Origin of the sequence: Paracoccus tibetensis (assembly GCF_900102505.1) — a bacterium.
In the GTDB taxonomy this organism is placed as follows: domain Bacteria; phylum Pseudomonadota; class Alphaproteobacteria; order Rhodobacterales; family Rhodobacteraceae; genus Paracoccus; species Paracoccus tibetensis.
The window spans coordinates 45,636-69,876 of record NZ_FMVT01000008.1; the positions used below are offsets into that span (position 1 = coordinate 45,636).

26 protein-coding genes are annotated in these 24,241 nt (G+C 72.1%); 8 read left to right on the forward strand and 18 right to left on the reverse strand.

From position 1 onward, the window contains the following. Positions 1-243: 243 nt before the first annotated feature. Genes BLP73_RS12150 through BLP73_RS12175 form a run of 6 tightly spaced genes read left to right on the forward strand, consistent with a single transcriptional unit; the run spans position 244 to position 5,670 of the window. The gene (locus tag BLP73_RS12150; protein ID WP_245686665.1) at positions 244-882 is read left to right on the forward strand and encodes an ABC transporter permease; all 639 of its coding nucleotides are present in this window, start codon (positions 244-246) and stop codon (positions 880-882) included. Then, a complete protein-coding gene (locus tag BLP73_RS12155) occupies positions 879-1,610 on the forward strand; it encodes an energy-coupling factor ABC transporter ATP-binding protein (RefSeq protein WP_090745254.1) in 732 nt (243 codons plus the stop codon). Before BLP73_RS12150 ends, BLP73_RS12155 begins: the two co-directional genes overlap by 4 nt. 15 nt (positions 1,611-1,625) lie before the next feature. Then, positions 1,626-2,438, forward strand: coding sequence for an ABC transporter substrate-binding protein (locus BLP73_RS12160; RefSeq protein ID WP_090744786.1), 813 nt, complete (start codon positions 1,626-1,628; stop codon positions 2,436-2,438). 43 nt (positions 2,439-2,481) lie between these two features. Then, complete coding sequence (locus tag BLP73_RS12165; RefSeq protein ID WP_090744789.1) at positions 2,482-3,480, forward strand: MoeA family protein; 999 nt, start codon at positions 2,482-2,484, stop codon at positions 3,478-3,480. Further along, positions 3,477-5,399: a molybdopterin biosynthesis protein gene (locus BLP73_RS12170; RefSeq protein ID WP_090744792.1), complete on the forward strand. Its 1,923-nt coding sequence runs from the start codon at positions 3,477-3,479 to the stop codon at positions 5,397-5,399. The genes BLP73_RS12165 and BLP73_RS12170 overlap by 4 nt, the downstream gene beginning before the upstream one ends. A gap of 40 nt (positions 5,400-5,439) precedes the next feature. Further along, a complete protein-coding gene (locus tag BLP73_RS12175; RefSeq protein ID WP_090744794.1) occupies positions 5,440-5,670 on the forward strand; it encodes a sulfurtransferase TusA family protein in 231 nt (76 codons plus the stop codon). Here the strand turns inward: BLP73_RS12175 and BLP73_RS12180 are convergent. From BLP73_RS12180 to BLP73_RS12255, 17 genes are all read right to left on the reverse strand, one after another. Then, the gene (locus tag BLP73_RS12180; RefSeq protein WP_090744797.1) at positions 5,654-6,934 is read right to left on the reverse strand and encodes a molybdopterin-binding protein; all 1,281 of its coding nucleotides are present in this window, start codon (positions 6,932-6,934) and stop codon (positions 5,654-5,656) included. The genes BLP73_RS12175 and BLP73_RS12180 overlap by 17 nt on opposite strands. Continuing rightward, positions 6,931-7,425, reverse strand: coding sequence for a molybdopterin-guanine dinucleotide biosynthesis protein B (gene mobB / locus BLP73_RS12185; protein WP_090744801.1), 495 nt, complete (start codon positions 7,423-7,425; stop codon positions 6,931-6,933). Before mobB ends, BLP73_RS12180 begins: the two co-directional genes overlap by 4 nt. Further along, complete coding sequence (gene mobA / locus BLP73_RS12190) at positions 7,422-8,036, reverse strand: molybdenum cofactor guanylyltransferase MobA (protein WP_090744804.1); 615 nt, start codon at positions 8,034-8,036, stop codon at positions 7,422-7,424. Before mobA ends, mobB begins: the two co-directional genes overlap by 4 nt. Next, a complete protein-coding gene (locus BLP73_RS12195) occupies positions 8,033-8,902 on the reverse strand; it encodes a formate dehydrogenase accessory sulfurtransferase FdhD (RefSeq protein ID WP_090744807.1) in 870 nt (289 codons plus the stop codon). Before BLP73_RS12195 ends, mobA begins: the two co-directional genes overlap by 4 nt. A gap of 63 nt (positions 8,903-8,965) precedes the next feature. After that, positions 8,966-10,201: a c-type cytochrome gene (locus BLP73_RS12200; RefSeq protein WP_090744810.1), complete on the reverse strand. Its 1,236-nt coding sequence runs from the start codon at positions 10,199-10,201 to the stop codon at positions 8,966-8,968. 10 nt (positions 10,202-10,211) lie between these two features. Beyond that, positions 10,212-10,367, reverse strand: coding sequence for a hypothetical protein (locus BLP73_RS19420; protein WP_175453346.1), 156 nt, complete (start codon positions 10,365-10,367; stop codon positions 10,212-10,214). Next, on the reverse strand, positions 10,364-11,467 hold the full coding sequence (locus tag BLP73_RS12205) for an Mrp/NBP35 family ATP-binding protein (protein ID WP_090744813.1): 1,104 nt from the start codon (positions 11,465-11,467) through the stop codon (positions 10,364-10,366). Before BLP73_RS12205 ends, BLP73_RS19420 begins: the two co-directional genes overlap by 4 nt. A gap of 78 nt (positions 11,468-11,545) precedes the next feature. Next, on the reverse strand, positions 11,546-12,559 hold the full coding sequence (locus BLP73_RS12210; protein WP_090744816.1) for a formate dehydrogenase subunit gamma: 1,014 nt from the start codon (positions 12,557-12,559) through the stop codon (positions 11,546-11,548). Between the two features lie 10 nt (positions 12,560-12,569). Next, the gene (fdh3B, locus tag BLP73_RS12215; RefSeq protein WP_090744819.1) at positions 12,570-13,166 is read right to left on the reverse strand and encodes a formate dehydrogenase FDH3 subunit beta; all 597 of its coding nucleotides are present in this window, start codon (positions 13,164-13,166) and stop codon (positions 12,570-12,572) included. A gap of 15 nt (positions 13,167-13,181) precedes the next feature. After that, positions 13,182-16,145 (reverse strand): formate dehydrogenase subunit alpha, encoded by a 2,964-nt coding sequence (locus BLP73_RS12220; protein WP_425415691.1) that lies wholly within the window; start codon positions 16,143-16,145, stop codon positions 13,182-13,184. 2 nt (positions 16,146-16,147) lie between these two features. After that, entirely contained in the window at positions 16,148-16,360 is a 213-nt protein-coding gene (locus BLP73_RS12225) for a hypothetical protein (protein WP_090744826.1), read from the reverse strand. 60 nt (positions 16,361-16,420) lie between these two features. Next, a complete protein-coding gene (locus BLP73_RS12230) occupies positions 16,421-17,026 on the reverse strand; it encodes a TorD/DmsD family molecular chaperone (RefSeq protein WP_090744831.1) in 606 nt (201 codons plus the stop codon). Between the two features lie 109 nt (positions 17,027-17,135). Further along, positions 17,136-17,798, reverse strand: a complete 663-nt coding sequence (locus BLP73_RS12235; protein WP_175453347.1) for a DUF3306 domain-containing protein — start codon at positions 17,796-17,798, stop codon at positions 17,136-17,138. After that, positions 17,795-18,337: a DUF3305 domain-containing protein gene (locus tag BLP73_RS12240; RefSeq protein ID WP_090744834.1), complete on the reverse strand. Its 543-nt coding sequence runs from the start codon at positions 18,335-18,337 to the stop codon at positions 17,795-17,797. The genes BLP73_RS12235 and BLP73_RS12240 overlap by 4 nt, the downstream gene beginning before the upstream one ends. Before the next feature lie 9 nt (positions 18,338-18,346). Next, positions 18,347-19,336 carry a DUF6352 family protein gene (locus BLP73_RS12245; protein ID WP_090744838.1) on the reverse strand — a complete coding sequence of 330 codons (990 nt, stop codon included), beginning with the start codon at positions 19,334-19,336 and terminating at the stop codon, positions 18,347-18,349. Then, a complete protein-coding gene (locus BLP73_RS12250; RefSeq protein ID WP_090744841.1) occupies positions 19,336-19,884 on the reverse strand; it encodes a DUF6505 family protein in 549 nt (182 codons plus the stop codon). Before BLP73_RS12250 ends, BLP73_RS12245 begins: the two co-directional genes overlap by 1 nt. Further along, on the reverse strand, positions 19,881-20,630 hold the full coding sequence (locus BLP73_RS12255) for a biotin/lipoate--protein ligase family protein (RefSeq protein WP_175453349.1): 750 nt from the start codon (positions 20,628-20,630) through the stop codon (positions 19,881-19,883). The genes BLP73_RS12250 and BLP73_RS12255 overlap by 4 nt, the downstream gene beginning before the upstream one ends. 135 nt (positions 20,631-20,765) lie before the next feature. Here BLP73_RS12255 and BLP73_RS12260 point away from each other — a divergent pair, with 135 nt between their 5' ends. Beyond that, on the forward strand, positions 20,766-22,667 hold the full coding sequence (locus BLP73_RS12260) for a 4Fe-4S binding protein (protein WP_090744847.1): 1,902 nt from the start codon (positions 20,766-20,768) through the stop codon (positions 22,665-22,667). Positions 22,668-22,780: 113 nt separating this feature from the next. After that, positions 22,781-23,377: a hypothetical protein gene (locus tag BLP73_RS12265; protein ID WP_090744850.1), complete on the forward strand. Its 597-nt coding sequence runs from the start codon at positions 22,781-22,783 to the stop codon at positions 23,375-23,377. A 348-nt stretch (positions 23,378-23,725) separates the two neighbouring features. Here BLP73_RS12265 and BLP73_RS19425 read toward each other — a convergent pair. Continuing rightward, positions 23,726-24,241, reverse strand: a 516-nt coding sequence (locus BLP73_RS19425) for a PE family protein (RefSeq protein ID WP_090744854.1), incomplete at its 5' end; no start/stop codon positions are given.

A 24,241-nucleotide genomic window follows, 5' to 3' on the forward strand; every position in this document is an offset into this window, starting at 1 on the left:
AGATGCGCCTCGCGACGCGCAGGATCCTCAGGAACCGCCGCGGCAAGGTCTAGGCTGGATTAACCATCTTCGCAACTTCAGGTTGGGTCGCTATACTTTAGATTGCGGACGCCGCGACGCGACGGAACGATGTTGCACAGCCGCGCAGCTTTCGGCATCCTTCCGGGGCCGTCGCAAGGAACCCCGTTGGAAAGCCCGCTCGTCACTGCTCTCGCCCTGCTTTCCGGGGAAGACCCCGCGCTGATGCAGATCATCGGGCTGTCGCTGCGGGTCACGCTGAGCGCCGTCCTCATCGCCAGCGTGATCGCCCTGCCGCTCGGCGCGGCGCTGGCGCTGGCGCGGTTTCCCGGCCGCAACATCGTCATCGTCTTCTTCAACGCGCTGATGGGACTGCCGCCGGTCGTCGCGGGGCTGCTCGTCTACCTGGCGCTGTCCCGGTCGGGGCCGCTCGGGTCCCTGGCGCTGCTCTTCACGCCGACCGCGATGATCGTCGCGCAGACGGTGCTGATCGTGCCGATCATCCTGTCGCTGACCCGCTCGGTGGTCGAGGATCTCTGGGCCGAATATAGCGAGCAGCTGACCAGCCTCGGCGCCGGGCGCCTGCGGGCGGTGCCGACGCTGCTGTGGGACGGGCGCGTCTCGCTCCTGACAGGCATTCTTGCCGGCTTCGGCCGCGCCAGCGCCGAGGTGGGCGCGGTGCTGATCGTCGGCGGCAACATCGCCGGCCACACCCGCACCATGACCACCGCCATCACGCTCGAGACGAGCCGCGGCAATCTCGGCCTCGCGGTCGCCTTGGGCATCGTCCTTCTGGGCCTGACGCTGATCCTCAACGCCCTCGCCTGGAGCGCCGGGCAATGGGCGCGGGGCCGGCTCGGATGAGGCCAGAGGGTGCGCTTCGAGCCGGCATCCTGCCGCTGCGACTGGACGGGGTCGGCTATGCCGTCGCCGGGCGCGCGCTGCTGTCGGACCTGACGCTGACCCTGCGTCCGGGCCGCAGGCTGGTGATCCTGGGGCCGAACGGAGCGGGCAAGAGCCTGCTGCTGCGGCTCTGCCACGGGCTGATCCAGCCGACCTCGGGCCGCCGGATCTGGGCCGATGGCAGCGCGCGGCCCGCCTCGCAGGCGATGGTGTTCCAGCGGCCGGTCCTGCTGCGCCGCACCGTCGCGGCCAACATCGCCTTTCCCCTGGCGCTGCGCGGCATCGGGCGCGCGGCCCGGCGCGAGCAGGTCGCCCGCACGCTCGAGCGCTTCGGCCTGACGGCGCTGGCGCATCGCCCCGCGCGGCTCCTGTCGGGCGGCGAGCAGCAGCGGCTGGCGATGGCGCGGGCCGGGGCGATGGCGCCAGAGGTGCTGTTTCTGGACGAGCCCTGCGCCTCGCTCGATCCCGCCGCCACGCGCGTCATCGAGGAGATGATCCTGACCCTCTCGGCCGAGGGCACCACGATCGTCGCCAGCACCCACGATCTTGGCCAGGCGCGGCGGCTGGCCGAGGACGTGGCCTTCCTGCATCGCGGCCGCCTGGTCGAGGCAGGCCCCGCCGCCGCGTTCTTCACCGGGTGCCGGTCCCCCGAGGCCCGCGCCTTCCTCAACGGCGATCTTGTCTGGTAGCTTGAAGGAGCCCTGATGCGTGCCATCCGAACTGCAACGCTTCTCGCCCTCGCCGCGGGGCTCGTGCCGCTCGCCGCGCAGCCGGCCGCGGCCGAGTTCATCACCGTCGCCTCGACCACCTCGACCGAGAATTCGGGCCTCTTCGGGCACATCCTGCCCCTCTTCGCGGCCGAGACCGGGATCGAGGTGCGCGTTCTGGCGCAGGGCACCGGGCAGGCGCTGGAGACCGGGCGGAGGGGCGACGCAGATGTCGTCTTCGTCCATGCCCGCGCGCAGGAGGAGGCCTTCGTCGCCGAGGGCTGGGGCGTCGCGCGGCTCGACGTGATGTACAACGATTTCGTTCTGGTCGGCCCGGCGGAGGACCCGGCCGGGATCGCCGCCGCCGAGACCGCCCCCACGGCCATGGCCGCTGTCGCGGCGGCCGAGGCGCCCTTCGCCTCGCGCGGGGACGACAGCGGCACCCATGTCGCCGAGATGGCGCTGTGGAGCGCGGCGGGGATCCAGCCGCAGGGCAGGTGGTACCTCTCGACCGGCTCGGGCATGGGCGCCACGCTGAACGTCGCGGCGCAGGTGCCGGCCTACACGCTGGCCGACCGCGCCACCTGGCTCAGCTTCGCCAATCGCGGCCCGCTCCAGATCCTCTTCGAGGGCGATCCGGTCCTCTTCAACCCCTACGGCGTCATCCTGGTCAACCCCGAGCGGCACCCGCATGTGAAGGCTGCCGAGGGGCAGGTCTTCATCGACTGGCTCGTCTCGGAGGCGGGGCAGCAGGCCATCGCCGGCTTCACGATCGAGGGCGAGCAGCTGTTCTTCCCCGCGGCGCGCTGAACTTGCGCTGGCCTTGCGTGCCGCCGGGCGCTAGCTGTCTCGCATGACGCCGCTTCTGCCCCTCGACGATTGCCTCAAGCGGGTCCTGCCGCACGCGGCGCCGGTTGCGCCGCGCGAGGTGCCGGTGGCCCAGGCCCTTGGCGGCGTGCTCGCGGCGGCGCTGGCGCTTGACCGCGACATGCCCGCCCGCGCGCAGGCCCTGCGCGCCGGGCTGGCCGTCTCGGCCTTCGACACCGTCGGCGCCAGCCCGCAGCTGCCGCAACCCCTGCCGGGGGCGCTGCGCGTTCAGCCGGGCGACGCGCTGCCGGAGGCCGCCGACGCGGTTCTGCCCGAGGAGAGCCTGGCCTGGACCGGAAACCTGCCGCAGGCGCTCCGGGCGATCGGCCCGGGCGAGGGCATCCGCCGCGCGGGTCACGACGGACGGGCAGGGCAAACCCTCGCGCCCGCTGGCGCGCGCCTCGGCCCTTGGACCGCGCTTCTGGCGGCGGAGGCGGGAATCGACACCGCCATGGTCCGGCAGCCGCGGGTTCAGGTGATGCTGGACAGCCCGGCCCATGGCGCCTTCGCCGCGCGGTGGGCGGCGGGCTTCGGCGCGATCCTGTCGGACACGGCGCCGCAGTTGCGGCTGCGCAGCTGCCGCGGTCACGCCCCGCGTCTTGCCCTGACGGGTGCCGAGACCGCCTGGCTCGACTGGCAGGAGGACGTCCTGGTGGTCGAACTGCCGCCGCGCTTCGACGCGATGATCACCGGGCTGCTGGCCCTCGCCCTGCCGGTCCTGCTGTCGCTGACCGGCGCGGCGGCGGCGCCAGCCGCCACGCGGCCGCTCCTGCGCAAGCTCGCCTCGGCGCCCGGCATGTCGGATCTGGTCCTGCTGTCCGTCCGGCCCGAGGGCTGGCTTCCGTCCGCGCCGGGCCTCGTGACCCTTGCCGCGCTGGCTCAGGCGCGGGCCTTCGCCATCCTGCCGCCCGGCAGCGAGGGGCTGCCCGCGGGAAGCGCCCTTGCCGGCCACGCCCTTGCCCCCGAACCTTGCGAGGTCCCATGACCCCTGCCGCCCCCCAGCAGACGCAGTTCCTGCGTGTCCTGTCGCGCGACGAGGCCGAGGCGGCCTTCCACGCCGCCCTGCGCCCGCAGCCGCTCGGGGCCGAGGATGTCCCGCTCGACGCCCTCGCCGGCCGCGTGATCGCGCGAGACGTCGAGGCGCCGGTTGATGCGCCGCCCTTCGACCGCTCGCTGGTCGACGGCTTCGCGGTGCGCGCCGCCGACCTCATCCACGCCTCGGGCGCCGAGCCCTGCCGCCTTGCCCTGAACCCCGAGACCATCGCCTGCGGCACGCCCCCGGCGCTGACGGTGGCGCCGGGCACGGCCACGCCCATCGCCACGGGCGGGCCGATGCCGCGCGGCGCCGACGCGGTGGTGATGATCGAGCATACCGACCCCGAGGGCGCGGGGATCTCGGTGTCGCGGGCGGTGGTGCCGGGCGCGCATGTGGGTTTTGCCGGCTCGGACATCGCGCGGGGGCAGGTGGTGCTGCGCCAGGGCGCGCTGGTCGGCGCGCGCGAGGTTGCGATGCTGGCTGCGGTCGGCCTCGACCGCGCGCCGGTCTGGCGCCGGCCGCGCGTGGCGGTGCTGTCGACGGGGGACGAGCTGGCCGCCCCCGGCCAGCCGCTGCCGCCTGCCGCGGTCTACGATTCGAACGGCCCGGTGATCGTGGCGGCGCTGCGCGAGAACGGTTGCGCGGCGGCGCATCTGGGCATCGTCCCCGACGACCGGTCCGCGCTGGAGGCCGCGCTGCGCGGGGCCTTCGACACCCATGACGCGGTGATCCTGTCGGGCGGCACCTCCAAGGGCGCGGGCGATCTGACGACCGAGGCGATCGGCGGGCTGGGCCTGCCGGGCATTGTCGCGCATGGGGTGGCGCTGAAGCCGGGCAAGCCGCTCTGCCTTGCGGTCTGCGACGGCAAGCCGGTGGTGGTGCTGCCGGGATTTCCGACCTCGGCCATGTTCACCTTCCATGAGCTGGTGGCGCCGGCGCTGCGGATCATGGCCGGCCTGCCGCCCCGCAGCGAGGCACGCGTGACGGCCGAGCTGAGCTTGCCGCTGCCCTCGGAGATGGGCCGCACCGAATTCGCGATGGTCGCGCTGACCGAAGGCACGCAGGGCCTGGTGGCCCATCCCGTCGGCAAGGGCTCGGGCGCCGTCACCGCCTTCGCGCAGGCCGATGGCTTCGTGACCGTGCCGGCCCTGACGGACAGCCTTGCCCCCGGCACCCGCACCGAGGTGACGCTGTTCGGCACCGGGATCGCCCCGCCGCCGCTGGCGATCATCGGCAGCCACTGCATCGGCCTCGATGCCGTGCTGGGGCGGATGGCCGGGCAGGGGGCGCTGCCGCGTGTGCTGGCCAGCGGCTCGCAGGGAGGGCTGGCGGCGCTGGCGCGGGGCGAGTGCGACATCGCCCCGATCCACCTGCTGGATCCAGCGACCGGCACCTACAACGCGCCCTTCCTGGCCCAGGGGATGCGCCTCATTCCGGGGTGGCGGCGGATGCAGGGCATCGTCTTCCGGCCCGGCGATCCGCGGGCCGACGACCGGCGCAGCGCGGCCGAGGCGCTGGCGGCGCTGCTGGCCGACCCCGAGGCGCTGATGGTCAGCCGCAACCCCGGCTCGGGCACGCGGGCGCTTCTGGACCAGATGCTGGGCGGCGCGCGCCCGCCCGGCTACTGGAGCCAGCCCGCCTCGCACAATGCGGTGGCGGCGGCGGTGGCGCAGGGCCGGGCCGATTGGGGCATGGCCATTCGCCCCGTGGCCGAGGCTATGGGCCTTGGCTTCCTGCCGGTCGCGGACGAACATTACGACTTCGCCGTCTGGCAGGAGCCGCGCGATCCGGCCGCCATCACGGCGTTCGAGGCGGCGCTTGCCGGATCGGGCGACCGGCTGAGGAAGATGGGCTTCGCGCCGGTTTGAGCCGTGGACAGGCCGCCGCGATCTGCGCTAAAGGCAGGCGATGACCGATGACGCGACGCTGGACACATCCGGGCTGCTCTGCCCGCTGCCGGTGCTGAAGGCCCGCAAGCGGCTGAAGGCGATGACGCCGGGCGCGGTGCTGCGCCTAATCGCCACCGATCCGGCCGCCGTGATCGACATCCCGCATTTCTGCGCCGAGAGCGGCCACGAGCTGCTGTCGATGCAAGAGGGGCAGGACGGCGCGACCGTCTACCTCATCCGCCGAAGCTGACCCCGAAGGCGCCATAGGGCAGGAAGCGGACCGGATCGCCCGGCGCCACGTCGCAGGCCTCGTCCGGCAGCTCGACAAATCCCGTCGCCCAGCTGAGGCCCGAGATGCGGCCCGAGCCTTCCGAGGCGAAGACCTCGGCGGCACCATTCGCGTTCAGGCGCGCGCGCAGAAATTCGCGCCGTCCGGCCTTCTTGCGCTTGGCGAAGGCGGCCGGGACGGCGAAGCCCTGCGACCGCCGCCAGCCCGCCCCCGAGAGCTGCAGCAAGGCCGGGCGGGCGAAGATCAGCGCGCAGGTGAAGGCCGCGACCGGGTTGCCGGGAAGCCCGAAGACCGGCACGCCCTGCCACATCGCCAGCGCCAGCGGGCGGCCCGGCTTGATCGCGATGCGCCAGCTGGTCAGCGTGCCGCTTTCCCCCAGAAGGCGCGAGACGTGATCCTCGTCCCCCGCCGAGGCGCCGCCCGAGGTGAGGATCGCATCCGCCTCGCGCGCGCCCGCGTCCAGCCGCCGCGCGATCTCGGCCGGATCGTCGGGCGCGTGGCCCAGATCGACCGGCACGAAGCCCCAGCCCGCCAGCAGCGCCAGAAGCATGGGCCGGTTCGCGTCGTAGATCTGGTGCGGCGCGGCGGGCGCGGCCGGATCGGCGATCAGCTCGGTTCCGGTCGACAGGACCGCCACGCGCAGGGGACGGTGGACGCTGACCTCGCCCACGCCGAGCGCCGTCAGCAGCGCCAGGTCCGCCGCCGAGAGCATGCGTCCCGCGGCCAGCGCCTCGGACCCCGCGGCCACGTCCTCGCCCGCCTTGCGCGTGTTGGCGCCGCGCTTGATCGGCCCGTCGAAAGAAATGGTGCGGCCATCGGTGGCGCAGTCTTCCTCCAGCACGACGGTGTCGACACCCTCGGGCAGGATCGCGCCGGTCAGGATCCTGAGCGCCATCCCCTCGGGCAGGGCGCCGTCGAAGGGCTGGCCCGCGGCCGAGCGTCCCTCGGCCAGCGGCAGGCGCTGGACCCCGGCGCCGGTGGCGGCATGGGCGAAGCCGTAGCCGTCAACGGCCGAGTTCGGCTGCGGCGGGTTCGAGCGGCGGGCGACGGCAGGGGCGGCCAGCACCCGACCCAAGGCCTGCGCCACCGGCAGCGTCTCGGTCCCCGTCACCGGGCGCAGCGCCGCGCGCAGCAGCTCCAGCGCCTCGTCCACGGGCACCCATTCGACGCCCTGCGGCATGGCGAAGGTGTCGTTGCGCAGGCGGGGCGGGACAAGCGTGCTCATATCCGGGTCTCGTGCAGGATGAAGGTGGCGATGGCGGCGATGTCGTCCAGGTCGAACTGCGGCAGCGGGTGGTCCAGCGGCACGTCACGCGCGATGGCGCGGATCGAGGGGTTCGCGGCGGCCAGAAGATCGCGCCCGATTGCGGCGCGGTAGGTCTCGATCTTGGGATGGGCGGCGGACTTGTAGCCCTCGACCAGCACCAGATCGCAGGGGTCGAGCCGTGCCAGCAGCGCCTCCAGCGGCGGCTCGGGCGCGTCCGGGGCCAGCTCGGTCATCAGCGCCCATCGCCGGGGCGAGGCGAGGATCACCTGCCCGGCACCCGCCATGCGGTGGCGGTGGCTGTCGCGGCCCGGCTGGTCGATCTGGGCGTCGTGATGGGCGTGCTTGACGGTCGAGACGCGCAGCCCGCGCCCCACCATCTCGGCGACCAGCCGCTCGGTCAGGGTGGTCTTGCCGGTGTTCTTCCAGCCGGTGATGCCGAAGACCTTCATGCGCGGCCCGCCAGCAGCCGCTCGGCCTTTGCCATGTCGGCGGGCGTGTTGACGTTGAAGAAGGGGTCATGCGGCAGGCTGTCGAAGGGGGCGACGCCGGCGCCATGCCGGTCGGTCCAGAGCACGACCTTGCGCAGCCCTTCCACCAGCGCCGCGCGCAGGTCGTCGCGCAGCGCGACGGGCCAAAGGCCGAAGGTCGGGTGGCGCTGCATCCGTCCGGTCTCGTCGGGGCTTGCCGCGAGGCAGAGGCCCGACGCGCCGGCATGGGCCTGCAGCCGCAGGGCGAGGTCCGGCGGGAAGAACGGCGTGTCCGCCGCGGCGGTCACGATGGCCTCGGCGCCCTCGGCGGCGGCCCAGTCCAGCCCGGCCAGCACGCCGGCCAGCGGGCCGGGCTGGTCCGGCAGGCTGTCGGGCAGCACCGGCAGCCCGAGGAAGTTCCACCGCTCGGGTGCGCCGTTGGCGTTGATGGCGAGCCGGGCGCACTGCGGCGCGAGGCGGTCGATCACGTGGCCGATCAGCGGGCGGCCCCCCAGGTCGCGCAGGCCCTTGTCGCCGCCGCCCATGCGCGTGGCGCGCCCGCCGGCCAGGATCACGCCCAGGGGGGCCGTCATTCCTCGGCCCCCTTGCGGCGGTGGCGGCGGTCCTCGTCGCCCACGGCGGCAAGGTCGGCGTCGCGGATCAGCCGCTCCTCGCCCGCCAGGCAGACGAAGCGCTGCCCGCGCATCCGCCCGATCAGCGTCAGCCCCAGCTGGCGCGCGATCTCGACCCCCCAGGCCGTGAAGCCCGAGCGCGAGGCGAGGACCGGGATGCCCATCATCGCCGTCTTGATCACCATCTCCGAGGTCAGGCGCCCGGTCGTGTAGAGGATTTTGTCCCCTGCCGGAACCCGGTGGCGCAGCATGTAGCCTGCGATCTTGTCCACCGCGTTGTGGCGGCCGACATCCTCCATGTAGACCAGCACCCGCTCGCGCTGGCACAGCACCGTGCCGTGGATCGCCCCCGCCGCGAGGTAAAGCGAGGGCAGCGTGTTGATCTGCCGTGCCAGGGCGTAGAGCCACGAGGTCCGCAACTCGGCCGCGGGCAGGGTGACGCCCTCCAGCCCCTCCATCATGTCGCCGAAGACCGTGCCGACCGCGCAGCCGCTGGTCCGCGTCTTCTTGCGCAGCTTCTCCTCGTAGCTCGTCTGCCGGGCGGTGCGGACCACCACGGTCTCGAGCTCGTCGTCGTGGTCGATGCCGGTCACCACGTCGTCCTCGCGCAGCATCCCCTGGTTCCGCAGGAAGCCGAGCGCGAGGTAATCGGGATAGTCCCCGATGGTCATCGCGGTGACGATCTCCTGGCTGTTGAGGAAGATCGTCAGCGGCCGCTCCTCGACGACGTCGATCTCGATCTCGGCGCCGGTCTGGTCGTGGCCGCGCAGGGCGCGCGTCAGGCCGGGCAGATGCGGATCGGGCAGAAGCGGAAGGTCGGGGGTCATGGGCGGTCCTGAAGCTGTCGGCTGCACTCTGGCCCACGCGGCGGGCGATTGCCAGCGCGGTGCCTAGCGGCTGTGCCGGGCGATGTACTCGACCAGCGCCTGCCGGTCCGCCGGGTCGGTGACGCGCTGGTTCGGCATGCGCGATCCGGGCGTGTAGGCGTCGGGGCCGTGGGTGAACAGCTCGGCCACCGTCTCCGGCGTCCAGACGATGTCCAGGTTCCTCAGCGCCTCGGAGAAGGCGTAGCCCTCGGCGCTGGCGATGGGACGGCCGAAGACGCCGTGCAGGCTGGGACCGGCGCGGGAATGATCGCCGGGCGCCAGGGAATGGCAGACGGCGCAGGCCCGATAGACCTCGGCCCCGCGGCTGGCATCCTCGGGCGCGGGCGGAACGGCGGCCACCGGGGCGCCCAGGGCCGCGCCATCGCGTGCGGACCATTGCCGGATCACCCCGTCGGCGCCCGCGCTGAAGAGCGCGTCGCCCGCCATCGCCAGCGCCCAGACCGGGCCGTGGCCGGTCTGGATCTCGGCCCGCGGCACGAGGAAGGGCAGATCGAGCAGCCAGACGGTCCCGTCCACATCGGCGGCGGCGACGCGGTCCTGCGCGGCCGCGACCGCCACCAGGGGGCGGTTGCTGAGGAAGCGGTCCGGCAGCAGCTCGCCCTCGGGCGAGTGCAGGCGCAGGACGCCGTCGGCCGAGACGACCGCGAGGATGTCGCCGGCCCGCGCCAGGCCGTTCGGCAGTTCGGGCAGGGACATGCGCGAGGCGAGGCTGCCATCGGCGTGCCAGCGCACGAAGCGCAGGTCCGCGCCCACCGAGACGAGATCTCCCCCGGGCAGGATGGCAAGGCCCGCGACCCGCCCCTCGTGGCCGGGCTGCGTCACGGCCTCGTTGGTGGCGGGGTCGATCCGCATCAGGCTGCCGTCGAAGAAGCCGGCGACGATCTGCGTGTCCGCGGCGGCAAGGGCCGAGACGGGGCTTGCGGCGCGCTCGGTCGCCCGCACCGGATCGTCCTGCCCCTCGCGCCACAGCGCGATACGCCCGTCCTGGCCCGCGCTGACGAAGCCGTCGCCCGTGGTCGCGACAGCGGTGACGTTGCCGTCATGGAAGCGCAGGATGCGCCGGGCGGTGGCGCCGCTGCGGTCCCACTGGATCGTGCGCCCGTCGAAACCGCCCGAGATCAGCGCATCCGGCGCCGCGGCCAGCGCGCTGACCGGGCCGGCATGGCCCGCCAGCTCCTGTCCCGAGGCGGGCAGCGCCAGCAGCAAGGCGGCCGAGATCGCGGCAAGCCGTGCCCGCACCCGGCAGTCCTCAGTAGCCGACGAGGTTCGAGCCCGGATCGGTCAGCCGCGACCCCTCGGTCGTGAAGGCGGAATAGGACGGGGTCTGGAAGCGGTCGTTCAGCACGTAATTGGCGCCGACGGCGGCAAGAACGGCGAAGGCAACGGCGGCGAGGAAGGCTTTCATCCCTGGATCTCCTGTGGGTGACGCGGGGACTGTCCCGCCCGCGTCCTGTCGTTGAGCCCGGCCATCACGGACCGGGCCATCTGCTGGTAGATGCGGCCGAGGCTGCCCTCGGGGTCGCGCGCCATCACCGGCTGGCCCGCATCCGAGGCGGCGCGCAGCTCCATCGTCAGCGGCACCGCGCCGAGGAAGGGCACGCCGAGGCGCCCCGCCTCGGCCTCGGCGCCGCCCTGGCCGAAGATCGCGTGATCGCCGCCGCAATCGGGGCAGACGAAGTGCGACATGTTCTCGACGAGGCCCAGGATCGGCACGTCCACCTTGCGGAACATGGCGATGCCACGCCGCGCGTCGATCAGCGAGAGGTCCTGCGGGGTCGAGACGATCACCGCGCCCGACAGCCGCGTGCCCTGCGCCAGCGCAAGCTGCGCGTCGCCCGTGCCGGGCGGCATGTCCACGACCAGCACGTCCAGCGCGCCCCAGTCCACGTCCGCCATCATCTGCGTGATCGCCGACATCACCATCGGCCCGCGCCAGACCATCGCCGTCTCGGCATCGACCATGAGGCCCATCGACATGGCGTGAAGGCCGTAGGCGCGCATGGGCACCAGCTTGCGCCCGGCGGCATGCGGCTTGCCATGCAGGCCGAGAAGCGTGGGCAGCGACGGCCCGTGCACGTCCGCGTCCATGATCCCGACCGAAAGACCCGCCGCGCGCAGCGCCAGCGCCAGATTCACGGCGGTCGTGGACTTGCCCACCCCGCCCTTGCCCGAGGCGACGGCGATGACGTGCCGGACCTGCGCCAGCGGGTCGGCCTTGGCCGGTGCGCGGCCGAGCGCCGGCGGCTCGGGCGCCTTCGGCCCCTCGGCCGTCAGCACGACGAAGGCATGGCTGACGCCGGGCAGATCGCGCAGCAGCGCCTCGGCCTCGTCGCGCAGCGCGGCGAGGGCGGGGGCCTCGGCCGCCGTCGTGGAGATGGTCAGGTTGACGCGCGCGCCGGCGATGCCCAGCCCCGCGATGCGCCCGGAGCCGACGAGCGGCCGGCCATCCGGCAGCAGCAGGCCCTTCAGGGCGTCGCGCACCGCATCTTGGGTCAGGTCGGCCACGGCATGGGCTTTCGTTCTTGAAACTGCGCCCGCTCCGCCATCGGGCGGGGCGGGCCGATCATCATGGCGCCGGCCGGATCACTCGGCCGGATGGGTGCGGCCCGGCGCGGCGGTGCCCTTAGCAGCGGCGCCCTGGACTTCCTCGACCCAGAGCGCGTGATGCTCCTTGGCCCAGTTCTCGTCCACCTCGCCCGAGCCCATCGCGTCGAAGGCCCCCTCCATCCCGACCGAGCCCAGATAGATATGGGCGATGATGATGGCCGAGAGGATGCCCGCGGCCAGCGCGTGGATCGTCTGGTAGAACTGCCAGCTCTCGAAGCCGCCCGCCTGCATGGGGAACATCAGCATGTAGCCGGTGAAGGACAGCGCCGCGCCGCCCAGGACCACGCTCCAGAAGATCAGCTTCTGGCCGGCGTTGAACTTGCCGGCCGGCGGATGCGCGCCCTTCTTGAGCAGCCCGCCCCCCTGCTTGATCCACTGCCAGTCGACGCGGGCGGGCAGGTTGTGCACCAGCCAGAAGACGACGATCAGCGCCAGCGCCACCATGAAGGGCCAGGCGAGGAAGTTGTGCGCCAGCTTGCCCCAGGCCGTCATCGTGCCGAAGGTCGCCTCGCCCACGAGGGGCAGGATGACGCTGCGGCCGATGATGAGGTTCAGCCCGGTCAGGGCCAGGATGATGAAGGTCGAGGCGAGGGTCCAGTGGGCGAAGCGCTCGATGGCGGTGAAGCGCAGGATCTTGCGCCCCGACAGCCCGCCCTCGACGCGGATCCGGCCGCGGATCATGTAGAAGCCGGCCAGCAGGACGATCATCCCGACGATCAGAACGATCGAAACTGTGTGCAGCGTGCTGCCCTGAAGCGCGGCCCAGGACCGGTTCTCGGGCTTGATGAGATAGCCGGCATTGGGATCGGCAATCGAGGTGCGTCCGGCGACGGCCGCGTTGCCCGGCCCGAGCGTGTCGAAGAGCGCGTCCTCGGTCACCGAGCTGGCCGTGGGGTTGACCTGCGCCTGCGCCTGCGTGGCGGGCACGGCCAGCATCAGGCCGAGCGAGAGGGCGATGATGCCGAAGAGGCGCGAGAGATGATGTGTCATGGCCTGCCCCTCAAACCGTCAGCGTTTCGCCATAGGCCGTCCGCCAGCCCCAGGCCCCAGAGCCGTAGCCGCGCGTGACCACCCGCTCGCGGTAAATCTCGGCGATGATGTCGCCGTCCCCGGCCAGCAGCGCCTTGGTCGAGCACATCTCGGCGCAAAGCGGCAGTTTGCCCTCGGCCAGGCGGTTGGCGCCGTACTTGACGTATTCGGCCTGGCTCATGTCCGGCTCGGGACCGCCCGAGCAGTAGGTGCATTTGTCCATCTTGCCGCGGGTGCCGAAATTGGCGGTCTGCGGGTATTGCGGCGCCCCGAAGGGGCAGGCGTAGGAGCAGTAGCCGCAGCCGATGCAGGTGTCCTTGTTGTGCAGGACCACCGCGTCGGCCGTCGTGTAGAAGCAGGAGACCGGGCAGACCGAGGCGCAGGGCGCGTCGGTGCAGTGCATGCAGGCCATCGAGACCGAACGCTCGCCCGGCAGGCCGTCGTTCAGCGTGACGACGCGGCGGCGATTGATGCCCCAGGGGACCTCGTGCTCGTTCTTGCAGGCGGTGACGCAGGCGTTGCACTCGATGCAGCGGTCGGCGTCGCACAGGAACTTCATTCGTGCCATTTGTCTGGTCCTCCCTTACGCCGCCGCGATCTGGCAAAGCGTGACCTTGCCTTCATGCATGCCGGTCACCGGGTCATAGCCGTAGGTGGTGATGACGTTGACGGATTCGCCCAGGACGATCGGGTCGGTGCCCTGCGGGTAGTTGCCCCGCTGATCGACGCCCTGGAACCAGCCCGCGAAGTGGAAGGGCATGAAGGCCACGCCCGGCGCCACGCGCTCGGTCACCATGGCCTTGACCCGCGCGCGCGAGCCGCCCTCGGGGCCGGTCACCCAGACCCATCCGCCATCCACAATCCCGCGCGCCGAGGCGTCGGCCGGGTTCACCTCGACGAACATGTCCTGCTGAAGCTCGGCCAGCCAGGGGTTCGAGCGCGTCTCCTCGCCGCCGCCCTCGTATTCCACGAGGCGCCCCGAGGTCAGGATGATCGGGAAGTCCGCGAAGACGTTGCGGTCCACCACGTCCTGCTGCACGACCTTGCCGATGTTCGGCATCCGCTGCTGGCGGCGGTCGTCGTTGGTCGGGTAGTCGGCCACCAGTTCGGGACGGCCCGAGTAGATCGGCTCGCGGTGGACCGGGATCGGGTCGGGCAGGTTCCAGGCGATGGCCCGGGCCTTGCCGTTGCCGAAGGGGATGCAGCCGTGCTGCAACGCGACGCGCTGGATGCCGCCCGAAAGGTCGGTGGACCAGGACACGGTCGCGATCTTCTCGGGATCGTTGCCGCCGATGGCCTGGATCGTCGCCAGCTCCTCGGCGGTCAGATCGCCGTCCCAGCCCAGCTGCTCGAGCAGGGCATAGGTGAACTCGGGATAGCCGTCCTCGATCTCGGAGCCGGCAGGCCAGCTGCCCTCGGCCAGAAGGGTCTGGCCCTCATGCTCCAGGCCGAAGCGCGGGCGGAACGCGCCGCCGCCCTCCATCGGGTGCAGGTTGGTGTTGTAGAGGATATGCGTGCCGGGATGGCGCAGCTCGGGCGTGCCCCAGCAGGGCCAGGGCAGGCCGTAATAGTCGCCGCGGATCTCCTCGGGGGCCTCGGGGCCGGCGCGCAGCGTGATCAGGTCGAAATGCTGCTGGTTGGCCATATGGGCCTTCAGCCGCTCGGGCGACTGGCCGGTATAGCCGGTGGACCAGCCGCCGCGGTTGATCTCGCGCAGGATCGACTCGGGCGTCGGCTCCATGCCGAACTTGCCCTGCACCATCTCGAAGTTCTTGAACATCTCCTCGGCGAAGCCGAGCCGCTGCGACAGGCCGTGGATCACCGCGTAGTCGTTGTCGGATTCGAAGATCGGCTCCACGATCTTCTCGCCCCATTGCACCGAGCGGTTCGAGGCCGTGCGCGAGCCCGAGCATTCGAACTGCGTGCAGATCGGCAGAAGATAGGTGTTATCCGTCCGGCTGTGCAGCGCGGCGAAGGTGGTCGGGTGCGGGTCCGCGACGACCAGCAGGTCCAGCGCGTCCATGCCGCGCTGCGCGTCCTGCATCCGCGGCACGGTGTTGCCGCCATGGCCGAAGACGATCATCGCCTTGATGTTGTCCTGCTGGTCGATGTCCTCGGCGTCGATGGTGACGGCGTCGAACCAGCGGGTCGAGGTGATGCCCGGCACCTCCATGTTCTGGACGGCGGTGCGCGCCTCGCGCCCGCCCTTGGCCGGAACCTCGTCGAAGCGGCTGACGAAGTAGTCGTAGGGCACGTCCCACACGCGCGACCAGTGCTGCCACGCACCGGCGCCGAGGCCGTAATAGAGCGGCAGGTTGCCCATATCGAGGCCGAAATCCGTCGCGCCCTGCACGTTGCAATGGCCGCGGAAGATGTTGGCGCCGGTGCCCTCGGCGCCGACATTGCCGGTGGCGAGCAGCAGGATGTTGTAGGCGCGCACGTTCGCGGTGCCGACCGTGTGCTGCGTGCCGCCCATGCACCAGATGAAGGTCGAGGGGCGGTCCTGCGCGAAGGTCTGCGCCACGCGGCGCAGCGTGTCGCCGTCGATGCCGGTGATGTTCTCGACGACCTCGGGCGGGTAGGCCTTCACGACCTCGCGCACCTGGTCCATGCCGTAGACGCGCTGCGCCAGGAACTCTCGGTCCTCCCAGCCATTCTCGAAGATGTGCCACAGCATCCCGTGGATCACCGCGATGTCGGTGCCGGGCCGGAAGCGGACGTATTCGGTGGCATGGGCCGCGGTTCGGGTGAAGCGCGGGTCGATGACGATGACGTTCGCGCGCTGCGTCTCCTTGCCCTCGAGGATGTGCTGGAGCGAGACGGGATGCGCCTCGGCCGCGTTCGAGCCCATGAAGATCATGGTCTTGGCGTTGCGGATGTCGTTGTAGCTGTTGGTCTGCGCGCCGTAGCCCCAGGTGTTCGCCACCCCGGCGACCGTGGTCGAGTGGCAGATGCGGGCCTGGTGATCGACGTTGTTCGTGCCCCAGAAGGCGGCCAGCTTGCGGAAGAGATAGGCGCCCTCGTTCGAGAACTTGGCCGAGCCGAGGAAGTAGACCGCATCCGCGCCCGAGCGGCCGCGGATCTCGGTCATCTTCTCGGCGATCTCGTCAAGCGCCTGTTCCCAGCTGATGCGCTGCCACTCGCCGCCGACCTTCTTCATCGGATACTTGATGCGGCGGTCGCCATGGACGACCTCGCGCACCGAGGCGCCCTTGGCGCAATGCGAGCCGCGGTTGATCGGGCTGCCATAGGCCGATTCCTGGCCGACCCAGACCCCGTTCTGCACCTCGGCCTTGACCGTGCAGCCGACCGAGCAGTGGGTGCACATGTTGGTGCGGATCTCGACCGGCTGGCTGTGATCGACCTCGCCCGCCTCGACGCGGCGCGTCATCCCGACGCCCATCGCGCCGAGCGCGGCGATGCCGCCGACGCCGATCCCGGCGGCCCCGAGGAAGCTGCGGCGGTCCAGCGGCTTGGCGGCCAGGCCGGCGGCCATCTGCGAGAGGCGTCCGGTCGATGCGGCGTCACGCGCCTTGCGTTTGATCAGCATCAGTTGTCCCCCCGGGGGTAGTAGCGGTTGACGCGGTAGAAGGTCTCGACATGCTCGGTCGCCTGGTAGCGCGCGCGCGTGCGCTCGTCGCCGGTCTGCGCGAAGGCAGGCGTCGCGCCCCCCACGCCAAGCGTCGTCACCGCGGCGGCGCCGCCGGCGGCCGCGCCGAAGAAAGCCCGACGGTTGATCGGTGCACCCTTGTCCTTGGACATCTTACTCCTCCCTTCACCCGGATGCGCTGCCCGCCTCATCCGCCTTCGCCATTCATGGTGTCATGCCGCCAGCGTGAAGCCGCGGGCCTCGATATCGACGAACAGGCGGCCGATCTCGGCCACCGGTCGGTAGAATTTCGCACTGGGCGCGATCGCGAGATCGTCGAAGAACTGCGCCGCCCAGGGCGCCAGGTGCCGGCCGAAGAACCGCGCCTGCATGTCGGGTCCGGCCGCGATGCGCCCCTGCGCCATGTCCGCCATCACCTCGAGCAGCAGGGCGAGGTGATCCTCGGGCTCGAAGCGGGTCTCGGCGCGCGCCACGCCAAGGCGCGACAAATCGGCGCGGACCTCGGCCAGCGGCCGCTCGTTCAGGAACCCGGTCTGGTAGAAACTGGCATAGGGCAGCAGCTCGCCCCGGCCGACGCCGACGAAAAGCTCGAAGAATTCGCGCTGGACCTCGGCCGCCGTCGTCCCGGCAGCGGTGCGCGCGAGGGCCGCAACGGCGCTGCCGTAGGCGGTCCCGTCGCCCTCCAGCGCGGCGATTCCTGCAAGCATTTCAGCGCCAGGCGCGGCGGACAGCAGGCTGGCCAGAAAGCGATACTGATCACCTCTGTTCCGGTCGATGGGGTCGATGGCTGGCCCCCGGCGGGGCTGGCTGTCCTGCATGTGGTCTATTCCAAAACTGCTGCCGAAATTTGCAACTGCCAAGCGAGGATAGCGGGATGTCGCCGATCTGTCCACGCAATCAAAGCGCGGCAAAAGGCCTTTTGTCCGCTCACGAGGGCAGGGCGCCCCCATGCCGCCGCCGGATAGCGCCATCCGCGGCCTCGTCCGGTGCCTCGGTCTCGTCGGGCATGGCCGGAGCGTTCCCCTGCGCCAGCGCCACATCCTGAGCCTCGCCTTGCGCGGTCGGCTCGGCGGCGAAGGCCTCCTCGTCCGAGGCCTCCGCGGCGGCAAGTACGGGTTCGGCCGGAGGGGAGGGGCTGCGCGGGGTGATCAGGTCGCGCAGCATCTGGGCCGCCCGCTCGGGGCTCGGGGCGCAGCCGTCGCCGGGCACGCCGCCGGGCGTGTTCCAGTCCCAGGCATAATCGACGGCGGGGTTCTTGTAGTCGCGGATGGCCGGGGTCAGCATCCAGACGCGCCGCAGCGCCGCACTGCGCAGCGCCTGCGGCACGCCCGCGCGCAGGAAGGCCTTAATGTCGCTGCCCTCGACCAGGTCCTCGATCCGGGGCAGGGCGGCGATCTCCGCCTCGGTCAGAGCCGGCGCGTCCGGCGCCTCGTCGGGCAGGGCGTCCAAAGGAGGGGCCGCGGCCGCCGCAGGGTCGTGCGTCGGCGCGGGCTCGGGGGCGGGTTCGAGGGCGGGGGCGTCCGCTGCCTGTTCCGCCCCGCGCTTGCGCCGCGACCAGCGGCCGAGAAAGCCGTCTTCCGAGGCGCTCACGGCTCCTGCCTCCGGCCCCTGCGGCTCTCCCACTTGTCCGCCGGCTGCAGGATGCGCGGGCCGGGGCGGGCATCCTCGTCGTCCGGATGGGTGGGCGAGCGCTTCCGCTTCTTGAATTCGATGTCGACGTGATGCTCGGCCACGAAAGCCGCGACGGCGGCGCGGACGCTCTCGGGCATCGGCACCGCCTCGACGATCAGGTCGAGATCGCCCGCCAGACCCTCGCCCTCGTAGGGATCGGCGGTGAGGCAGACCACCTCGGCGCGGGCCGGCTCGTTGCCGCGCAGCGCGACCCAGACCTGCGGGCGCCCCGATGACAGGTTGCTGCGGTGATGCGCCGTGTCCCCCGACCACAGCGTCAGGTCCCGCCCGCCCAGATACCAGGTCTGGGTGCCCTCCTCCTCGAGCAGCAGGGTGTTCGGGGGCGTCGCCGGTTCGGGCGTCAGCACCGCCGTCGGGCGCAGCTGGCCCGGCCCCCACCGCGTCACCGGCGGGCGGCGCATGGCCAGGACGCCGAGGCGAAGGACAAGTTGCGGCATGGCGGCCCCCTAATGCAGCGCCGGCTCGGCCAGCGGCAGGCCGGTCAGCAGGTTCTGCGGTTTCATCCGGATCGCGCCGTCCGGTTCCTGCCCGAGGATCAGCCAGACCGGATGCCCGGCCAGGTCCTCGCGCATCATGCGCGGATCGGCGAAGGTCAGCTCGAACAGGCCGACGGGCGCGGCGGGCGGCGTGCGGCCGTGCCAGAGCGCGTCGCCGATGGCGGTGCCGACGCGGTCCAGCCCGACATACCAGCGCAGCTCCACGTTCTCGGCCCGGATGCGGGGCGTCACGGTCACGGCCGCGCCCAGCATGTGCCCGATGAAGGCCTCGAGCGCCCGGGCCATGCCGGCGCGCGCCTCGGGATCGCCGCCGAAGTTCAGCACCGTCGTATGCGCGTCCGAGCGCGACCAGTAGGTCCACTCGTTCCCGCCGCCCAGCACGTCGAGGCTGTCGACCCCGCCAGAGAACATGGCGGCCAGGGGCGAGACATGCATCTCGGCCTCGAACAGCGCCACCAACTCTTCGTCGGCCAGCAGCAGGTGCCCGTCCTTCACATGGCCGCGCTGCGGGCGGAAGAGGCACTCGGCCGCGCGCAGCACCTGCGGGTCCGCGCAGCCGTCGAGCGCGTTGCGCAGGATCAGCTGGACGAGCTGCGACAGGAACACGACGGGCAGCCGCACCCCCTCGCGCAGGATCGCGGCATAGCCGTCCTCGATGGTGCCCGCGCGCAGCAGGTGGTCGCGCAGCGTCAGGAACAGGCGCCAGTTCTCCTGTGCGTCGGGGTCGCGGAGCGCCGCGATCTCGACCTCGGGCACCTGCGCGCGCGGGGCGTCCAAGAGGCGCCGGTGGAGCGCGCGCTCGGCCGCGCAGGCCTCGGGCGGGGGCAGGATCTCGGGGCGGGCGAGCCAGGCCAGAAGCAGCTCGTCCGTGACGAGCATCCGGCCCGCCGCGTTCAGCCGCGTCAGATGATGGCCCGAGGCAACCCAGAATTCCGGCATCAGTCCTGTCCCCGCATGGCCAAGAGATCCACGTGATCCTCGGTCTCTTCCTCAAAGAACTGGAAGGCGCGGTCATGGCCTTGCAGGTGGCTGGCCGAGAAGGCGGTCTCGTCGCGCGGGCGCAGCGTGCGGAACTGCTCGCGGATGGCCTCGCCCTCGTGCCGGCGGTGAAGGGCGATCAGCGTGCCGACCGCGTGATCACGGCAGAGCGTCTCGGCCAGCGCGACCTCCTCCTCGGCGGCCGCGGTCGCCTGATCAAACGTCGGGGCGCCCAGATGCGTCACGAGTTGGCGCGCCAGCGCCGCGACCATCGCCCGCCGCTCGTCGTCCCGCGCCTCCTGCACGGTCACAAGCGTGGAATGGCCGAAATCGTCCACCCCCAGGAAGCCCGAGCGGAAGGCGATTGCCTCCTTGCGGCTGAGGCTGTCCGGGCTGCGCCCCCAGAAGAGGAAGGTGCCCGGCACGGCCCATTGCCCCGGCTCGGCCGCCTGCGCGAAGACGACGCGGTCGGACGGGTCCAGCCGGATGGTGCGCGGCAGCCGCGTCACAGCCGCGGCCCCGCCTCGTCGCGCCATCCCTGCCGGGCCAGCGCCTCGGGCAGCGCCGCGTAGCTGCGCGCCTTGCCCGAGCCGGTGATCTCGACCAGCCGGTCGCCCTCGATCCGCCGCACGCCCCGCAGAAGGGGCGGGTCGATCCGGCGCAGATAGGCGTTCGCGACCGCGTCGAAACCGGAATGCGCCCAACGGTCGAAATAGAGCATCACGTAGGAGGCGAAGGTGGCCACGATGTCCTCGGCCGGATCGAAGCCCTCCTCGGCCAGCGAGGTGCTGCCGGGATGCTGTCCGGGCTGCGCCAGATGGTCGCGGTCGGCGATCAGTTCGGCGGCGAAGACGATCCACTCGGGAACGCTGTTCTCGGCGCAGCCCGCGGCATGGGCCATGCGGCCGCCGCCCAGCCGGGCGGCGTCGTAGATGATCTGGTCGGGCCAGTGCAGGCGCACGGGCCGCTCGGGCGGGCAATGGGCGGCCAGCGCGTCGGCCAGCGCGGCCATGCCCAGGATGAAGGCGCGCCGCGCCTCGGCCAGCGTTTCCTCGGGCTCCAGCACCAGCGCGAGCGACAAAAGCCCCGGCGACTGGTGCAGCACCAGCGTGCCCGCACCATCCGCGGGCGCCAGGCGGGCGGCCTCGGCCAGGGTGTCGCGCACCCCCGTGCGGACCAGGCGGTAGGGCGGGGGCAGAGGAATGGCCGGGCCGGCTGCCTCGTCGCGCTGAAGCAGCGCGCTGTCCTGCGGCATTTTCCCTCCTCCTGGTGCTATCCTAATCAGGGCGTTCCGGCTAAACGGTGATGATAGTCCAGCCAAGGGCACGAGAAAAGGCCAATGCCAGACACGAGACATCCGCCGCGACTGATCTGCTCCTGCGAGGGGACGATGACCCTCGACCCGGAGGCGCTCGGCGCCGAGGGCAGACCCGCCTCCCAGCTCTGCCGGGCGCAGCTGGACCGCTTCCGCGAGGCTTTGGGCGAGTTCGCGTCGGTGACGGTCGGCTGCACGCAAGAGGCCCCGCTCTTCGAGGAGGTCGCCCGCGACGCCGGCTATGCCGGCACGCTGCGCTTTGCCAACATCCGCGAGACGGCCGGCTGGTCGGCACAGGGCGCGCAGGCCGCGCCGAAGATGGCGGCGCTGCTGGCGATGGCCGAGGTCGCGCCGACGCAATTCGAGATCGTCAGCATGGAGAGCGACGGCGTCGCCCTGATCCTCGGGCGTGACGAGGTGGCCCTGTCCGCCGCGCGGGCGCTGACCGATCTTCTGGACCTCACCGTGCTGCTGCTGCCCGGAGCCGAGGTGACGCCGCCGCGCCAGACCACCTGGCCGGTGCTTCAGGGCCGGTTCGGGGGCGCGTCGGGCCATCTGGGGGCGTTCGAGCTGACGGTGAACGCCTATGCCGCGCCGGCGCCCTCGTCGCGCGCGCGGCTGGACTTCGGGCCGGGCCGCGACGGCGCCGTCTCGCGCTGCGACCTGGTGCTGGACCTGACAGGCAACCCGCCGCTCTTTCCCCATGAGCGTCCTGGCTATCTGCGCGCCGATCCCCGTGATCCCGCCGCCGTCGCCCGACTGGTGGCCGAGGCCGGCCAGATGACCGGCACCTTCGACAAGCCAAAATACATCGACTTCACGCCATCGCTCTGCGCCCATTCGCGCAATACGATCACCGGCTGCACCCGCTGCCTGTCCCTTTGCCCGACCGGCGCCATCACCCCGGCCGGCGACACGGTCAGCATCGACCCGGCGGTCTGCGCGGGCTGCGGCCAATGCGCCGCGGTCTGTCCCACGGGCGCGGCCGCCTATGCCCTGCCTGTCGTCGTCACAATTGCCAGCCGCCTGCGCCGCGGCCTCTCGGCCTGGTTCGAGGCCGGCGCCGCCGCCGCGCCGGTTATCCTGCTGCATGACGAGGGCCATGGCGCCGACCTGATCGACGCCGCCGCCCGCTTCGGCCGCGGCCTGCCGGCACATGTCATCCCGCTTGCGATCAACGAGCCGACGCAGGTCGGCCCCGAGATCATGGCGGCCGCGCTGGCTTGGGGCGCGGGCGGCGTCCGCGTCCTCGCCCGTGCGCGGCCGGCGCATCCGCTGGACGGCTTGGATGGCACGCTCGGCCTGATGGAGGTCATCTGCGAGGCGGCCGGCCATGCGCCCGGCAGCTGCGCGCTGATCCAGACGGACGATCCGGACGCGCTGGAGGCGGCCCTGTGGCGCCCGGCGCCGGCGGCGCGGCCCGCCCGGTCCGGCTTCCTGCCGCCCGAGGACAAGCGCGGCCTCCTGACGCTGGCCGTGGCCGAGTTGTGCCGCACCGCGCCCGTGCCCGCCGAGAGCATTCCGCTGCCGGCAGGTGCGCCCTTTGGCGCGGTCGTGCTGGACCAGGACGCCTGCACCCTCTGCCTCGCCTGCGTCGGGGCCTGCCCGACCGGCGCGCTCGGGGACAATCCCGACCGCCCGATGCTGCGCTTCACCGAAAGCGCCTGCGTGCAATGCGGCATCTGCGCGGCGACCTGCCCCGAACGCGCCATCACCCTGTCCCCGCGGATCGATCTCGAGGCCTGGGCGCAGCCCAAGCGCATCCTGAAGGAGGAGGAGCCGTTCAGCTGCACCGAATGCGGCAAGGCCTTCGGCACCGGCTCCAGCATCCGCCGCGTGATGCAGAAGCTCGAGGGGCACTGGATGTTCTCGGGCCCCGAGGGCGAGCAGCGCCGCCGCCTGCTGGGCATGTGCGACGATTGCCGCACGCGAGAGGTGGTGCTGGCCGGCTTCGATCCGCACGAACGCACGCACTGAGCCGGGGCGCGGCGCAGGCCGCCGCGAAACCCGAGGACCCGCCCGCGCGTTCGCGTGACAAGCATCGGCTGCCGCCTGTTCCCGAGGCGGCGCCCAAACGTGAGGAGACCGTGATGCCGTTCAAGAGCTTCTGCGCGCCAACCGCCCTGGCGCTGGCCCTCGCTGCCTTTCCCCTCGGCGCATCCGCCCAGGCTCCGGCCGGAACGGCGCCCGCCGCCGGCGCGCCGTCAGCGGCCGACCAGACCACCACGGCCGCGCAGGGCGGCGCTGCGGCGGTGACCACCGATCCCGAGGCGCAGGGCCTGGTCGGCGACGGCTCGCCCGCGGATGGCATGGATGCCGACGTCATGCTCCATTTCGTGCCGATCCTCAGCGCCTGCGTGTCCGCGCCCAACGAGACGGATTGCGGCCAGGTCCGCGCGCTGGTGACCGAATGTGCGGCGGATCTGAACTACGAGCTGTGCGACGTGCTGTTCGAGGACGCGGACGAGGTCTTCGCCGATCCCGCGCTGCTGGAGCGCGCCCAGATCACGCTGGCCCGGACGAGCGAGAGCATCGCGCAGATGCAGTTCGACGAGGCCGATGGCGAGATCGGCGAGGCGATCGAGGCGACCCGTGCCCTATCCGAACGCACCCTGCTGCGCGGCGCCGAGAACCTGAACTCGCATTCTAGCCCGCCCGTGGCGCTCGAGGAAGAGGTCCAGCAGTAGGCGCGCCAGAACAGGGCCAGCGTCGTCTCCGAAGGACCGGCGCGGCCCGGCGTGTGCTCTACGTGAGTGGAGATCGACAACAGGCGGCGCGCCGCAGCGGGCCCCTGAGGATCAGGGCCCGCTCGAGGCTCACCTGGTGCAGATTTGGCGAGTGCCTATGGGGGGACCCTGCCGTTCCGCAAGGTTGCCACGTTAGGAGCGTCCCAGATCAGGCTGCTAGCTCTGTGAGCCGGATGCCTTAGCGGTATCACCTGGCTCCATGACGCGAGGCAAAGGTGCTTCCGCGGCCCGGGTTGTTGCGTCGCCGCAGCACTGTGCTCAACCTGCGCCATGATAACGCTCCGGGGTTTAGTCGCGACCCCCGCCGCCGCCCCCGCCGCCGTTGCCACCGCCGTTGCCACCGCCGCCACCGTTTCCGCCGCCGTTGCCGCCGCCGCCGTTGCCGCCGCCGCCACCGCCGCCACCGCCGCCATTGCCACCGCCGCCGTTGCCGCCGCCATTGCCACCGCCGTTGCCGCCGCCATTGCCGCCGCCGCCGTTGCCACCGCCGTTGCCACCGCCGCCACCGCCGTTGCCGCCGCCATTGCCTCCGCCGCCGCTGTTGCCGCCGCCATTGCCTCCGCCGGATCCGCTGCCGCCCGAGCTGCCACCATCGCCTGCGCTACCACCGCCCGTGCCGCTACCGCCGGTGCTATCGTCGCCTGCGCTGCCACCGCCGGTGCTACCACCGCCGGTGCTGCCGCCGCCGGTGCCGCCACCGCCGGTGCTACCGTCGCCTGCGCTACCACCGCCCGTGCCGCCACCGCCGGTGCTGCCGCCGCCGGTGCTGCCGCCGCCGGTGCTGCCGCCGCCGGTGCTGCCGCC